Source organism: Corynebacterium canis (genome assembly GCF_030408595.1).
In the GTDB taxonomy this organism is placed as follows: Bacteria; Actinomycetota; Actinomycetes; order Mycobacteriales; family Mycobacteriaceae; genus Corynebacterium; species Corynebacterium canis.
The window spans coordinates 1,400,833-1,414,661 of record NZ_CP047080.1 but is presented as its reverse complement, the minus strand read 5'-3'; the positions used below and the strand labels follow the sequence as shown (position 1 = coordinate 1,414,661).

The window sequence follows — 13,829 nt, the reverse complement described above, 5'->3', positions numbered from 1 at the left end:
CGCCCCCGCTGCGGCGATCGGCATTATACCCGTTTGTCTTGCTGCGCGCCACCTTGTTGCCGTTGGCACCCTACATGCCTGTGGATAGTTTCAAGTTATCCACAGGTTGGTGGGGTGTGTCTGGGAAATCCCTAGGTTTTGTGCTGTTTTGGGGTTATCACTGGTGCTATGTGTTTGTTTCAGCGTCGCACCAAACTGCTCGATACCTCTTTCATCAACATCACCCGCCGGCTTGCCATGCCGCGTGGGTATTGTCGTGCTTCCCGGGAGGTGGAGTGGGGTTCGCGGTATCACCCGCAACGCCTCGGGTTTGCCGCCCCGATCATGCTGCGGGCCCGGGCGCATTTCACCCAAACCCCGAATGTCATTATCGGCGGCTGGGCCGCCGCAGCCTACGCCGGGCTGAAGTACTGGGTGGATGACGCCCACATCACCCTACATGTGGCCAGTAATTTCCAACGCAGCCACAGCGTGTTCGACGCCACCCGCCGCAGACTGCGGCCAGGCACCAGGGTATGGACACCGGACCAGGAACTACCCGGCATGCAGGTCGTCGCCCCCGAATACGCGTTGGTGGATTGCTTGATTGATCTGCAGCGCGACCGCCACTCCTGGTGGGTCTACCAAGTACCCAACCTTGCTAACTGGGAAGTCCGCGCCATCCAGCTCATCGACGCGCTGCGCGCATGCACCACACTAAACTTTCAGCTGGTGCGTGACATCGCGCGGAATATTTTCAGCGCCCGCCAGTTGAAAAAACTGTTGAACCTGTCCCGCTCTGGTGCCCAGTCGCCCCCGGAGACCGTGCTGCGGTTGATTGCCGAGCAGCTTCGCCAACACCTGGAGGTGCAAATCCCGATCTATAACTCCGGTGCGCTGGCAGACGACGGCACACCCCTGCTGACCGTGCTTGATTCCGGCTGGCCCGATATCCGCGTTGGTTTGTTCTACGACGGTGCCCACCACCTCCAACGCAGCCAACGCGACTACGACGCCAAAGTGTTGATCCGGCTACGCGAACTCGGCTGGGAACCACTACGTATCACCCACGGGCTACTGCAAAAACCCCGCGAACTCATCACCACCCTGCGCCGCGCCATCCACCGCGCCGAAACCAACACCACACAAACACCAAACGCCAAATCCTGACGCCGAACCCTGAACGGCCGAAACCAAACACCAAATCCTGACGCCGAACCTTAACGGCCGAATCCTCACGGCGATCACTCGCTGCACCCCAACTACCTGGGCTTGCTCGCCGACCTGTCTCGTTGGTGCGCGCCCCACACCCCTGTAACCGGCACGGTGAAGCTCAATACTGTTCGGTGAGCCCGAAACCCGGCACACCCCGGCCCATTCTCACGCCGCGCCAGCCGCGCCACTTCCGTCTGCCCGCAGCACCCCGTAACTGCCCGTAGCTGAAGCACCCCCTTTCCCCGGCCACGAACAATCTGCCTGGCCGCTCTTCGGCAATGCACGATCTGCCTGGCTCCGCGGGATCTGCCTGATTTTTGGGCCGAGTTTTCCTGGGGAAATGCGCCCGCGATGAATCTGCCTCAGGCACATCTGGCGCGGGTGGAAAGGCAGGCAGATCCTCCACACCACGCCAGGTGATGTGGCTAGTTGAAGGCCGGAATTTTCCGTGCTCAGGGCCGATGATTTTTCACGCCCAGGCAGATTCAACACGGAGGTCGGCGCTCGGTGGCGTTTCCGCAGGAACGCGAAACGGCCGTGTTACATCTGCCTCAGGCAGATCTGCCACGGCAGGAAAATCAGGCAGATCCGCATCACCGCTCCAATAAAAGGTCGCTGGGGGCAACGTACTGTTGCGCGCGAGAAGTCACGGCCGCCTCGAACACGTTGGAACGACATCGATTGCGAACCACCGAAACTCGCACCACACAGCCACGTACAATCTGCCTGGCCGCTCTTCGGCAATGTACGATCTGCCTCGCTCCGCCGGATCTGCCTGATTTTTGGGCCGAGTTTTCCTGGGGAAACGCGACCGCGACGAATCTGCCTCAGGCAGATCTGACGCGGGAGGAAAACTAGGCAGATCCGCACCACCACACTAGGTGATGTGGCGAGGTGGAGGCCGGAATTTTCCGCGCAACCGCCTCGCTATATCTGCCTCAGGCAGATTCGACACGCCGGTCGTCGCACGATGGCGTTTCCGCAGGAACGCGAAACGGCCGTGTTACATCTGCCTCAGGCACATCTGACACGGCAGGAAACCAGGCAGATTTCGCGGGTGAGGTTGATGGATTCAACCGAAGAAACACAGCAGCGCAAATAGGCACACAGGTAATCGCCAAGCACCCCGACCAAACAGCTAACGGCGGCTCGGCTGATGCCGGGGCGACCGGCGACGATGCGATCCGCGACCAAAGGCTTCGTAAGATATGGCGGCACACCGCAACGCACCCGACAAAGAAGGCGGCACGCCACAACGCGGGCGGTGCTCTAGTTCACCCAAACACATCTCGCAAACAGACCCCAAGTGGGTCGCATCGATCGCTTGGAGGCACCCGAAATTTCGCACGTGTTTCGCTGAGGTCTCCATCAAATATCACTTTTGCCAGGGGCTTGACTCCCCTCGTACCGCGCTCTTTCAATGGTAGTAGCGAAGGTTTTTGGCTCTACACTGCGAGGAGGCGCGGGCACCATGTTGAAGCACCCCGATGATTGCACGAAAGATCAATTGGATGTGCGAATCGTGATCCTGCTTGCGCTGGCCCTATTGGCCGCCCAGATCAGCGTATTGAGCGGGGAGTTTACGCTGGCACATGCGGTGCCCATCGGATTGTCGGCGTATGGTGTTGCCGGGCTGATTCGCGCTCGAATCAAGTTGCAAACGCGAAGCTAACATGCCCACTGGACTGGGGGCGCCACAGCGGGAAACGGTTCGTGTTTCTGCTCACGATGTGTGCAGCGGCGTCGATAAGCAATAGCAAAACCACGTAGAGTGATTGTGCGTTTTCTTCTTACCAAAAGTTCAAAGGATTCTTCGTGAGTGAAACCCCTGTGCTTACCCGATCAACGAAGCAGCCATTGCAAATTCTGCTCAATGTTATTCGCGGTGCATTAATCGCAATGGCCGAGCTGGTGCCCGGTGTATCCGGCGGCACCGTCGCGTTGGTTGTTGGTATCTACGAGCGCGCCCTGTTCGCGGGTAACCAATTGCTATCCGCCGCCAAAACAGCCGTGACGCACCCGAAAGCGGCGAAGGAAAAGCTCGCCGCGGTGGACTGGTGGCTTATTATCCCGGTCGCCGTGGGCATGATCCTGACCATCTTCGCAATGGCGGGTGTGATGCATAACTTCGTGGAACACCACACCGCCGTCGCCCGCGCCCTGTTCCTCGGCATGGTGGCTATGTCAATCCTGGTGCCCATCCAAATGGTGGACCGGGCCGAATTGCGTTCCAAGGCGCTGGTGGCGTGGCCCTCGCTCTTCCTCGCTGCGGCGATTACGTTCTGGGGCACGGGTTTCACCTCTGCCGAACAGAAGGACCCCTCCCTGCTGATCATTTTCTGCGCCGCCGCCGTGGCTATCTGCGCCCTGGTGCTGCCGGGTATTTCCGGCTCGTTTTTCCTGCTTGCGGTTGGTTTGTACGCGCCCGTGATCGGCGCGATTAAGGACCGCGATCTGACGATCATGGTGGTGTTTGTCCTCGGCGCCATGACCGGCATTGCGCTATTTATCCGGTTCCTGGATTACCTGCTGTCCAAGCACCGCACTATTACGCTGTTTGTGATGGCTGGCCTGATGTTGGGCTCGCTGCGCGCGTTGTGGCCGTGGCAAACCGCCGACGCCGACCTGCTGGCGCCCGGGGACGACCTGGTAAAGATGGTGGGCTTTATGCTGCTGGGGGCGGCGATCGTTGCAATCACCATCTTGGCTGAAAAATATGCACCGAAGAGTGCCGCAACGGACGAGTAACGCGGGTTTTATCGCCTTTCACGTGGGCTTTTTCGCGCTTAACGCGGGCTGCAACGGCGCGATATAGCAACTCGATTGTGCATATGTTACATTTATGCGCATGACTTGGCGTTTACTTTCACAACCATTGCGGGTGGTGGCGGCGCTTATAGCCGTGGCCACCGTTGTCAGTGGTTGCGTGACCAATGTGGAAGGCGGCCTGCCGGAAGGCTGGGTGGAGATCAAGCCCGCCGCCGTTCCCGAAATACAAGCATTGGTGCCGGCCGATATCGCGCAGCGCGGCACCATTTCCATTGGGACCAACCCGCCGTTCGCGCCGGCTGAGTTTAAGGATTCCGAAGGCGCAATCATCGGCTTTGATATTGACCTAGCCCGCGCCGCCGCGTCCGTGATGGGTTTGGAGCTGGAGGTCAAAGACCAGGATTTTAGCCTGATCCTGCCGGCCGTTTCCGCTGGTACGGTGGACTTTGGTGCCAGCGGTTTTACGGACACCGAGGAACGCCGCAAAAATTACGATTTTATTAATTATCTGAATGCGGGGATTCAGTGGGCCGCGCGCCCTGGCACCGACATCAGCCCCGATGATGCCTGCGGGCGGGTGGTCGCCGTGCAGCGCACCACCGTTTCTGACACCGACGATGTGACGGGCCGCAGCGAGGCGTGCGTGGCCGCGGGCAAAGAGCCGATTGAAAAGCTAGCCTATGATGCCTCCGATGCCGCCGCCACCGCCGCGATTTTGGGCCGCGCGGACGCGTTTTCCGCCGATTCCCCGGTGACCGCGTGGGCCGTTGAGCGTTCCGACGGACGCTTGGAGCTGATCGGCGAGATTTTCGACGCCGCGCACTACGGCTGGCCCGTGAAAAAGAACTCTGAATTGGGGCCGGCGCTCGCCGCCGCGCTCCAACATTTGATCGAATCGGGCGAGTATGCCCGGCTGTTACAACAGTGGGGCTTGGAAGACGGCCTTGTTGAACAAGCCATGATGAATGGCGAACCCGTGACCGGAAAGGAACAATCATGAGTGCCCCCGCGACTCCGAACCCTATTGAGGCGAAATCCCTTCCGCGTCCGGGCCGGTGGATTACCGCCGGCGTGCTGGCCCTGCTCGCCGTGTGGTTTATCGTCTCCGCCGCCGGCAATGAGGCGTATGGGTGGGCAACCTACCGCGCATATTTGTTTGATAGCCGCGTGGCTAATGCGGCCTTGCACACCCTGGCGCTGACGGTGCTGGCCATGCTTATCGGCGTGACGCTGGGCTCGATTCTGGCGGTGCTGCGCATGTCCCCCAACCCGGTTTTGCGGGTGGTGAGCTGGGGTTACCTGTGGGTGTTCCGCGGCACGCCGGTGTACGTGCAATTGGTGTTCTGGGGGTTGGCGAGTTCGCTGTACCAGAGCATTAACCTGGGCTTTGCCGAGATTGATTTGCAAACGGTGCTGAAGAATTCGTTTTTCCTTGCGGTGATCGGCTTGGGGCTGAACGAATCCGCCTATATGGCGGAAATCGTGCGCGCCGGTATTCAGGCGGTGCCCGAGGGGCAGACGGAGGCGTCGCAAGCTTTGGGCATGAGCTGGTGGCAAACCATGCGGCGCACGGTATTGCCGCAGGCGATGCGAATTATCATCCCGCCGACCGGCAACGAGCTGATTTCCATGCTGAAGACCACGTCCTTGGTGGTGGCGGTGCCGTACTCGTTGGAGCTTTACGGCCGGTCCATGGACATTGCCAATAGCTTGTTCGAACCGATCCCCATGTTGTTGGTGGCCGCTACCTGGTATTTGGTGATTACCTCGATCCTGATGGTGGGCCAATACTACCTAGAGAGCTATTTCTCGCGGGGCGCATCCAGGCATTTGACCACCCGCCAGCTCGCCGCGCTTGCGGACGCCGAGGGCGTCCCGCCGTCCAACGTCACCATTGACAATGACTAGAAGGAATACCATGTCTGAACTCATGATCGACGCCCAGCAGGTGATCAAAAACTTCGGCCAGCTGCAGATCCTGAAAGGCATTGACCTTCAGGTACCCAAAGGTTCCGTCGCGTGCCTGATCGGGCCATCCGGTTCCGGCAAATCCACGATGCTGCGCTGCGTGAATCACCTGGAAAAGATCACCGCAGGCCGCCTGTACGTGGATGGCGAGCTGATCGGCTATAAAGAACGCAAGGGCACCCTGTACGAGATTTCGGAGCGGGAGGCCGCCCGCCAACGCGCCGATATCGGCATGGTGTTCCAGCAATTCAACCTCTTCCCCCACCGCACGGTAATAGAAAATATTATCGAGGCCCCGATCCAGGTGAAAAAGCAGCCGGAAGCCCAAGCCCGCAAGCGCGCCATGGAACTGTTGGACTCCGTTGGATTAGCACACAAGGCCGACACGTACCCCGTGCAGCTATCCGGCGGGCAGCAACAGCGGGTGGCCATCGCCCGCGCCGTGGCCATGGACCCGAAGCTGATGCTCTTCGACGAGCCCACCTCCGCCCTCGACCCCGAACTTGTGGGCGAGGTGCTCAATGTGATGAAGGGCCTGGCCGCCTCCGGCATGACCATGCTCGTGGTCACGCACGAAATGGGCTTCGCCCGCGAGGTCAGCGACCAGGTGATCTTTATGGACGACGGCAAAGTGCTGGAAACGGGCACGCCCGCCGAGGTCATTGATAACCCGCAACACGAGCGCACCCAAGCGTTCCTGTCCAGCCTGCTCTAGGTCACAAGGCGGCACCTTTACGCCTGCGCAGAGAATACGCACCGAACGCGGCGAGGGTGAGGGTAATGCACGCGGCGGAGGCCAGCATGCGGGTAACAGTCGCGGCGTCGGCAATAGACTCCCCCACGGCCAACGAACCCAACAGAATACCGTTTGTGAGCAGGGAATATGGGAATAGTAGCGCCAAAGTTGGCAGCTTAAACGCGAACCCCACGCCGACGATGCTGCCCAAAACGCCAACGCCGATGGGGGCTGCGAAGGACTTCATCCAGATGGAAAACACCGATTGCAGCGCCACCACGGGGGCGGCCATGGCCACGGTCATGCCGATCACGGTAAACGTATTCGCCGAAGGCAGCCCCGGCAGCGACATTGCAAATTTGCCGCCGATAGTCACGCACGCAAGCAGCAACAGGTTCATGCCCAACACCGGAATCAGCAAGGCAGCGATCTTTGCCAGCATGAATTTGAAATAGTTGGAGGTGGTGGTGTGCACCTGGGTCCAATTATTGCCGCTGTGTTCCATCCGCCACCCCGCCGCCACAATAATGGCCACGCCGATGGCGCAATAGAACAGGCCATAAAAGAGGGTGATTTGGCTCATTAACCCGTCCCAGTTTTGGCTGATCACCCCGGGATTTGCGGTGGTATTCACGGTGCCGGTGATTGCCGCAAGAACGGGAAGCACGACTATTACTACCCAAAGTTGAGCCCGCTTTAGCTTGAGCATTTCCGCGCGAAACATTATTGCTCCTTTGTGTTCATTTTTGCGGTGACCAGTGTGAATGCCCCGATGCCGAGGGCCGCGAAAACTACCGTTGGCACCCAATTTAACGCCACGTATTCCGCGATTCCTTCAGCGTTAAACGTCGCTGTGGTGGCGTTTGCGTAATAGCTCCACGGTAAGATTTTTACGGCGATTGAGTCCGTGGGAATTAGGTAGCTGAAGCAGGCGATAAACGCGCCGACCACTCCGATGCCCATGCCTATAGCTTGGCTTTCAAAACGCGCCGACAGCACGATATGAAACGCGATAAGCCACAGGTTGACCACGCACAATCCAAGCCAGAAACTCACCCAGTATTGGTTTCCTTCCGCTATGGGCCCGAGCCCGGACAGTTTGCCCAGCAAAATGTGGAAGCCGACGCTTAACGTTGTCACCGCCAGAATTATTGGGGCGAGCGCAAAGAATTTTGCCCGGCATAACGCACCCGGGTTGCTGCCTATCGACGCCGCGACCAACCACCCTCCGCTCGAATGTTCAATGTCCGTCTGGCGTGTGGCAACCACGGCGAGCACGAGTGGCATGGTCAAAGACATGGCCATCGATAGTGCGAGCAGGGCGTCTTCCCAGCTTTTCTGCTCATCGCCGGAAAAGAATCGGGAGGCGAACAGGAATCCCGCCGCTGTGGGCACCAGCATGATGGGGATGAGGTGAAGGCGCCGCATTTTAAACCATTCCAGGGGGACCATGGTGCGCATCATCGCAGACCACCCTCCCCCGTGAGATCCAGGAACACGTCTTCGAGCGTCTGGTGGGCGCGCGAAAACTCGTACACTTCGATGCCGTGCGTGACCAGGTAAGACAACAAGGTGGCGGCCGCCTGCTGGTGCAGGCCCGCGAGCCGCACCGCACCGCTCGGCTCCCGGACGGCATTGGGGACGATGGCCAGCACCGCCTCAGGGTCGGATGCGTGCACGATTACATCGGGCATGCTGCGGCCCAATAGCTCCTCGCGGGTGCCTTGGAAAATCATCTTGCCGCGCATGATAATGCCCAGCACATCCACCATCTTGTCCATCTCATCGAGCAGGTGGCTGGAAACGAACACAGTCACCCCGCTGCCCGCCAGCTGAATCAAAAGGTGGCGGATTTCATCGATGCCGGCTGGGTCGAGGCCGTTGGTTGGCTCGTCCAGGATCAACAGCTTCGGGTCCCGCGCCAATGCCATCGCGATACCCAAGCGCTGCTTCATGCCCATGGAATAGTGTTTGACCAGCTTCTTCCGGTGCTTGGTCAGGTGGACGGTGTCCAGCGCCCGCGCCACCTGGTGATCCGTTAGCCGGAGGCAGCGCTGCATGATCTTCATGTTTTCCTCGCCCGTAAGGTGGGCGTACCCGGAGGGGGCTTCGATCATTGCGCCCACCGTGTGCATGAGTTGCTTGCTGGGGCGGGTGGAAATGGTTTCGCCCAGCACGCACGCCTGGCCGGCCGTGGGGCGGCACAGCCCAAGGAGCATTTTCATGGTGGTGGACTTGCCGGACCCATTGGGGCCGATAAAGCCGTAGATTTTTCCTTCGGGGACCCGCAGATCAAGCGCGTCTACGGCAGCCACGCCCTTGAACTGCTTGGTTAAACCTGTGGTCTCTATTGCAAGTGATGTCATAGCCATGATTCTTGCCGCTACCTGCAGGTTTAGCGTCAACCTGGGAGTTGATCTTCCCCGCTCATCCCAAGGGTGGAGGCGGGTGGATGCGCTCATCCCGATGCTAAACCGCTGCCCTGGTGTAATTCGGGCCACTCAACGTCAATCTCAGCGGCACCAATGTGGTGGCCGTGCGCACAGGTCAGCGCCGCGTGCACCTCTCCACCGCACTCGCGATGGAATATCCGGGTGGATATGAGCTCGGCCGGGTCGAGGTGGGCTTGCCCCCACGATTGCAAGGCAATAAGTACGGGCAGTAGATCCGCCCCGGCTTCCGTGAGGTGATACGAGCTGCGCAGGCGAGCCCCGGGCTCTTTGTACTCCCGCTTGGCCAAAATGCCTGCGCTGACGAGGGTTTTCAGCCTTGCCGAAAGGAGGTTTTTCGGGCAGTTAAGGCTGTCGTGGATTTCGCTGAATTTGGTTATCCCCCGAGCGACGTCCCGCAGGATAAGCAAACTCCACTTTTCCCCGACGATTTCCAGGGTCCGAGCGATAGGGCAAGTAGCCGCGGGAGCAGCGGGCGTTGACATAGCGGTCCAATCTACATAAGCTGGGTTGCAATTCTGAACCTAGCCTACTCCGAATGGAGCCCAATTGAAAGCCGCCACCCTAGTCAAATACGGTGCCCCACTTGCGTGGGCAGACCTCCCCACCCCGACCCCGCAAGCAGGGGAAGTCCTGGTCAAAGTGCACGCCGCGAGCATCAACCCCTTGGACAGCATGATTCAACGCGGAGCGATGAAATCGCTCTATTCCTACAAACTGCCGCAAATCATGGGCAATGACCTCGCCGGGACCGTGGAACAAATAGGACCTGGCGTGACTGACTTCCAGGTGGGAGACGAGGTTTTCGCCCGCCCCGCCATGGAACGCCTTGGCGCATTCGCAGAATATTGCATCGTCCGCGCCGCAGACCTCGCCCACAAGCCTCGAAACATTCCCGCTATCGAAGCCGCAGCGCTACCCCTTGTCAGCCTCACAGCGCTGCAAGCGTTTACAGAAAAAACCAATGTCGGCCCAGGCACCAAAGTGTTTATCCAGGGCGGCGCCGGCGGCCTCGGGTCGATCGCACTTCAGGTGGCAAAAATGCTCGGTGCCACCGTGGCCGTCACCGTCGGCACCGCGGATGTCCAATTCGCGCGAGAACTGGGCGCAGATATCGTGGTCGATTACAAAACCCAAAACTATGAAGAGCACGTCAAAGATTTCGACGTTGTATTGGACACACTCGGCGGGGCCGAAATCGAACGCTCAATGAAAGTACTGCGTAAGGGCGGAACCATCGTCAGCGTTATCGGCAATCCAGATGCGGAATTGGCAAACCAACTTGGCAAACCCTTCCTAGAAGGTTATTCAGGGGTTTCTGTAGAAGAATAGCTTGGTAAGGGTTTGTATTGTGCGCTTCGTGGTGGCTATGGGTAATCGGCAGTCGGTGTGAAGTATTCGCCAGTTTTTGATGTGGGCGATTGCTTGTTCGACGACCCAGCGGATGGATGCAAGAGCGTTGTTGAAGCGCTGCTGCCAGGGTTCGAGAACCTTTTGCCCGTTGTTGCGTTTCTGGGGGATGTCAAAACCAGTACCTACGTACCCAAGGTCGGCGGTGACATAGTCGCCTGGCAACACGGTGGTGATGCCCAGCTTATCTGCGATGCGCTTATCGTGAGATCTCCCAGGCATTGGCGGGCTGATGTACTCGATATTGCCGTTCTGGTCGGTCAAGACTGCGAGGTTGTGGCCGGTGGCTTTGCGTTTGCCGCTGATCAACTGTTGTTGCCCTTTCCATGACCAGCATGGGACCAATGTCCCATCGAGGACGCGATGGCGCGTTGGTACGAGGTCTTCCACGGTTGGTGCGGTTGGGAGAAAGCGTTCCAGAAGGTCAAGGACTGCGTTGATGGCGCGGGAAATCGTGGGTTGGGACACCCCATAGATCGTGGCGATCACACGTTGCGGGAGATTTTCGCTCCAGTAGTAGACCAAAGCGCATTCCAGGCTACTGACTAACCCCAAACTAAGGGGGCAATGATGTGTATAACCTGCGGTTTCGATGTCGTTGGCTAGCGCGATAATCTCATCAGTCGAACATTTGCTAGTATTGGCCCAGCGGTACAAGGCATTTGTGTTTTGTTTTGTCATAGATTCATTATGCGGAACCTTGTATCGCCTTTGCTATGTTCGGGGGTATTGAGGTCGGAAAGTCCACCCGGCAAAACCCCAGCGGTTGAATAACCCTCCTAAAACCAATCTTTCATTTCCTCAGCCGCAAGGAACGGGCGTCCGCACGCAAAGCCGGTGTGACCTACAAATTCCTCTTTATGCGTGCCGACGGCGCACAACTCACCCGCATCGCGGAAGCCGTCGACGTCGCACAACTAAAACCGATCGTGGGAAATGTTGTGCCCTTTGACGAACTGGTAAACGCACTTAATAACCCCAGCGAGAAAAAGACGGGCCCGGGCAAAACCGTCATCGAGATTGCGGCACAATGACTTTCAGCGAACAACCTATTAAATATCTTGAAACCCCGGCAGGCCGCATTGCGTTCCGTGAATCACAGGGCCCGGCCAGCGACCAGCCACCCCTATTACTGCTGACCCACCTCGCTGCCACGCTCGACAATTGGGACCCCTATCTCATTGACCTCCTAGCACAAACCCGCAGCGTGGTCACCCTCGACTACGCAGGCACAGGAGCAAGCGGCGGCATCGCGGCGTCGTCAATCGCGGACATGGCTGCGGGCGTTGCCGAATTTATCAAGCACAGCAAATTGGGTCCCGTCGATGTGCTGGGGATGTCAATGGGCGGATTCGTTGCGCAAAAACTAGCGCTCGATTATCCCCAGCTTGTGCACCGACTCATTCTGGTCGGAACCGGACCCGCCGGAGGCCGTGGCATCACCAAAGTACCCTTGGTTACATTTTGGGCAATGCTGCGCGGATTTGCCACGAGAAAGGACCCAAGAAACTATCTTTTCTTTCCAAAATCAGCGCGCGATGGCATGCGAGGCTATTTCGAACGGCAACAAACATACACGCACCCCGGAAAAGCGATTCGCCCACGAGATTTTATCAAACAACTCAAAGCGGTGAGCGCATGGGGCAGAAAACGCCCCGACAATCTCGCCGATATTCCACACCCCACACTGGTGATTAATGGCGACAAAGACATCATGGTCCCAACCAACCCCAACACGTTCGAGCTTGCACAATGCATCCCAAACGCAACGTCGGCACGGCTCTATAAAAACACCGGTCACGCACCGCTATTCCAACATCCAGAACGGTTCACAAAAGACGTTAAGAACTTTCTCCGATAGAAGCAATTTCTCGTGAAAACAATGTAACGGCTCGTACCGGCGGCGACGTTGGTGGTGGTGGCGGGTAAGCACGTGGTGGATGCGACCCGCGAACGGTCCCCCTAATCAGCGTGGGCGGCATGTCCGAGTTGCACAATCTTAGTATCAGGGGATGTGTTGGCGCTCGGGCTACGCACAATTTACCTTGGGGTTCCGCTCAATCGGCAAGATCGAAAAAACAATAGCGTCTATCGGAAGCAAATGGACACCAAATGTTTTCGGAGGTGTGTCATATCCCCGCAATACGGTTGGGTGAGAAACACACTGGGGATTATTTAAATCTACAAGCGACACTGTTTGCTCAAAGTCGAAATCCTCGAAAGCGGCAACTATAAGTGCCGTATCACCCTCAAATGTAATTGATCGAATTATGAATCTTGAATCAAGTACCTTCACCGAATAATCCACCGACCTGGTATCTAGGTCGATTCGGTGCATTGCTCCCGATTCGCCATACACATAATACTTGTTGCCACTGCCATGGCTGGATCGTCCTATCGTCGTTTGCTCTGGTGTAGGCATCGTTCCACGGTCGACGATTTCGACCTTGCCATCGACGAACCTGATTTTAACCACTAATAACTCATCGCCGCTGAAATATGTCACGTAGCTCGGTTCATCTAAACAATTAATTGAAGAATCAAAAGATGGCTGATATTCAGCTTCATACGGAAACTCGTATTTCGCAACTTCACCATTGATTGTTGCACGCGTAATGCGTGTAATGCCAGGGCCGCCAGCATGATCGTCAGATTCAGGAAAATGTTCGGCCCATACAACCGAAGCATCATCACAAGTTGCGACCGCAACCGGTTTATATCGAGTGTGCATGGAAAACACTCGATCCCCTTCGGCAAGTACCATCAGATGACGTTCGTCCTGCTCCACAGTCCCATCATTAAAATAGAGCGCCGCAACGTTCCCATTTGATGAACTCCGCGAATCTGAAAGATAGCCAACGCCCAGCCCAGGCACATGCAGCTTGCGCACTAGGTTTAGTTGTTTATCAAGCACCAATAAATGATCATCATCAGGAACAACAAAGTTATCTCCGAGACGTGCAATAGCTGGAAAATACTCGGCGCGAGTTTGCAACAATTCAAGTTTATCGCCCGCCTCTGATGTTAATACCACATTGTCGCGCGGATTCATTGTTAACGTCTTTACCGCTTCGCCTGAAATACCAATGAATGCAGGTTTATGGCTGACAATTTCTTCCCGTGGTATAAGCAAGATACGTGCAACCACTACGGCAAGCACAAGCGCCAATCCAAAAACATAGAACCGAGTTTTACTCACTTTTACCCGCCCAGCCATCACGGATGATATATATTGAAAGAAGCAAATACTTTGATTGCAATACGTGTTGCAGTGGGGATGTCAGCCTAGCCAATTTACCTTA

At 57.4% G+C, this 13,829-nt stretch carries 15 protein-coding genes; 9 read left to right on the top strand and 6 right to left on the bottom strand.

The genetic code is table 11. The features are described from left to right. Positions 1-168 precede the first annotated feature (168 nt). The 6 genes from CCANI_RS06230 (at position 169) to ehuA (ending at position 6,646) form a co-directional block, all read left to right on the top strand. Entirely contained in the window at positions 169-1,149 is a 981-nt protein-coding gene (locus tag CCANI_RS06230; protein WP_290211547.1) for a putative endonuclease domain-containing protein, read from the top strand. A gap of 1,516 nt (positions 1,150-2,665) precedes the next feature. Further along, on the top strand, positions 2,666-2,866 hold the full coding sequence (locus tag CCANI_RS06225; RefSeq protein WP_146325744.1) for a hypothetical protein: 201 nt from the start codon (positions 2,666-2,668) through the stop codon (positions 2,864-2,866). A 143-nt stretch (positions 2,867-3,009) separates the two neighbouring features. After that, the gene (locus CCANI_RS06220) at positions 3,010-3,942 is read left to right on the top strand and encodes a DUF368 domain-containing protein (protein WP_425457363.1); all 933 of its coding nucleotides are present in this window, start codon (positions 3,010-3,012) and stop codon (positions 3,940-3,942) included. A 100-nt stretch (positions 3,943-4,042) separates the two neighbouring features. Further along, positions 4,043-4,963, top strand: a complete 921-nt coding sequence (locus tag CCANI_RS06215; RefSeq protein ID WP_146325743.1) for an ABC transporter substrate-binding protein — start codon at positions 4,043-4,045, stop codon at positions 4,961-4,963. Then, complete coding sequence (locus CCANI_RS06210; RefSeq protein WP_146325742.1) at positions 4,960-5,871, top strand: amino acid ABC transporter permease; 912 nt, start codon at positions 4,960-4,962, stop codon at positions 5,869-5,871. Before CCANI_RS06215 ends, CCANI_RS06210 begins: the two co-directional genes overlap by 4 nt. 10 nt (positions 5,872-5,881) lie before the next feature. Continuing rightward, positions 5,882-6,646, top strand: a complete 765-nt coding sequence (ehuA, locus tag CCANI_RS06205; RefSeq protein WP_146325741.1) for an ectoine/hydroxyectoine ABC transporter ATP-binding protein EhuA — start codon at positions 5,882-5,884, stop codon at positions 6,644-6,646. Position 6,647: 1 nt separating this feature from the next. On the opposite strand, the gene CCANI_RS06200 is transcribed toward ehuA, so the two are convergent. The 4 genes from CCANI_RS06200 to CCANI_RS06185 form a co-directional block, all read right to left on the bottom strand. Then, positions 6,648-7,391, bottom strand: coding sequence for an ABC transporter permease (locus CCANI_RS06200; RefSeq protein WP_146325740.1), 744 nt, complete (start codon positions 7,389-7,391; stop codon positions 6,648-6,650). After that, positions 7,391-8,131, bottom strand: coding sequence for an ABC transporter permease (locus tag CCANI_RS06195; protein WP_146325739.1), 741 nt, complete (start codon positions 8,129-8,131; stop codon positions 7,391-7,393). Before CCANI_RS06195 ends, CCANI_RS06200 begins: the two co-directional genes overlap by 1 nt. Beyond that, on the bottom strand, positions 8,128-9,033 hold the full coding sequence (locus CCANI_RS06190) for an ABC transporter ATP-binding protein (protein ID WP_146325738.1): 906 nt from the start codon (positions 9,031-9,033) through the stop codon (positions 8,128-8,130). The genes CCANI_RS06195 and CCANI_RS06190 overlap by 4 nt, the downstream gene beginning before the upstream one ends. Positions 9,034-9,125: 92 nt before the next feature. Next, positions 9,126-9,602, bottom strand: a complete 477-nt coding sequence (locus CCANI_RS06185; protein WP_146325737.1) for a winged helix-turn-helix transcriptional regulator — start codon at positions 9,600-9,602, stop codon at positions 9,126-9,128. Between the two features lie 64 nt (positions 9,603-9,666). Between CCANI_RS06185 and CCANI_RS06180 the strand changes: the two genes are divergently transcribed. Further along, the gene (locus CCANI_RS06180; protein ID WP_246118321.1) at positions 9,667-10,449 is read left to right on the top strand and encodes an NADP-dependent oxidoreductase; all 783 of its coding nucleotides are present in this window, start codon (positions 9,667-9,669) and stop codon (positions 10,447-10,449) included. Here the strand turns inward: CCANI_RS06180 and CCANI_RS06175 are convergent. Then, positions 10,426-11,208: a transposase family protein gene (locus CCANI_RS06175; protein WP_290210929.1), complete on the bottom strand. Its 783-nt coding sequence runs from the start codon at positions 11,206-11,208 to the stop codon at positions 10,426-10,428. The two genes, CCANI_RS06180 and CCANI_RS06175, sit on opposite strands and share 24 nt — an antisense overlap. Positions 11,209-11,297: 89 nt before the next feature. Here CCANI_RS06175 and CCANI_RS06170 point away from each other — a divergent pair, with 89 nt between their 5' ends. Together CCANI_RS06170 and CCANI_RS06165 are read left to right on the top strand one after the other, a co-directional pair. Beyond that, complete coding sequence (locus CCANI_RS06170) at positions 11,298-11,561, top strand: zinc-binding dehydrogenase (RefSeq protein WP_146325583.1); 264 nt, start codon at positions 11,298-11,300, stop codon at positions 11,559-11,561. Further along, positions 11,558-12,388 (top strand): alpha/beta fold hydrolase, encoded by an 831-nt coding sequence (locus tag CCANI_RS06165; RefSeq protein ID WP_146325582.1) that lies wholly within the window; start codon positions 11,558-11,560, stop codon positions 12,386-12,388. Before CCANI_RS06170 ends, CCANI_RS06165 begins: the two co-directional genes overlap by 4 nt. Positions 12,389-12,556: 168 nt before the next feature. Here CCANI_RS06165 and CCANI_RS06160 read toward each other — a convergent pair whose 3' ends face one another. Continuing rightward, on the bottom strand, positions 12,557-13,687 hold the full coding sequence (locus CCANI_RS06160; protein ID WP_146325581.1) for a hypothetical protein: 1,131 nt from the start codon (positions 13,685-13,687) through the stop codon (positions 12,557-12,559). Positions 13,688-13,829 lie beyond the last annotated feature (142 nt).

Excerpts from the sequence above, each read along its gene's own strand:
- CCANI_RS06175 (WP_290210929.1), bottom strand. The coding sequence starts at position 11,208 with ATGACAAAACAAAACACAAATGCCTTGTACCGCTGGGCCAATACTAGC.
- CCANI_RS06210 (WP_146325742.1), top strand. The coding sequence starts at position 4,960 with ATGAGTGCCCCCGCGACTCCGAACCCTATTGAGGCGAAATCCCTTCCG.
- CCANI_RS06165 (WP_146325582.1), top strand. The coding sequence starts at position 11,558 with ATGACTTTCAGCGAACAACCTATTAAATATCTTGAAACCCCGGCAGGC.
- CCANI_RS06190 (WP_146325738.1), bottom strand. The coding sequence starts at position 9,033 with ATGACATCACTTGCAATAGAGACCACAGGTTTAACCAAGCAGTTCAAG.
- CCANI_RS06195 (WP_146325739.1), bottom strand. The coding sequence starts at position 8,131 with ATGATGCGCACCATGGTCCCCCTGGAATGGTTTAAAATGCGGCGCCTT.
- CCANI_RS06215 (WP_146325743.1), top strand. The coding sequence starts at position 4,043 with ATGACTTGGCGTTTACTTTCACAACCATTGCGGGTGGTGGCGGCGCTT.
- CCANI_RS06225 (WP_146325744.1), top strand. The coding sequence starts at position 2,666 with ATGTTGAAGCACCCCGATGATTGCACGAAAGATCAATTGGATGTGCGA.
- CCANI_RS06185 (WP_146325737.1), bottom strand. The coding sequence starts at position 9,602 with ATGTCAACGCCCGCTGCTCCCGCGGCTACTTGCCCTATCGCTCGGACC.
- CCANI_RS06230 (WP_290211547.1), top strand. The coding sequence starts at position 169 with ATGTGTTTGTTTCAGCGTCGCACCAAACTGCTCGATACCTCTTTCATC.
- ehuA (WP_146325741.1), top strand. The coding sequence starts at position 5,882 with ATGTCTGAACTCATGATCGACGCCCAGCAGGTGATCAAAAACTTCGGC.
- CCANI_RS06200 (WP_146325740.1), bottom strand. The coding sequence starts at position 7,391 with ATGTTTCGCGCGGAAATGCTCAAGCTAAAGCGGGCTCAACTTTGGGTA.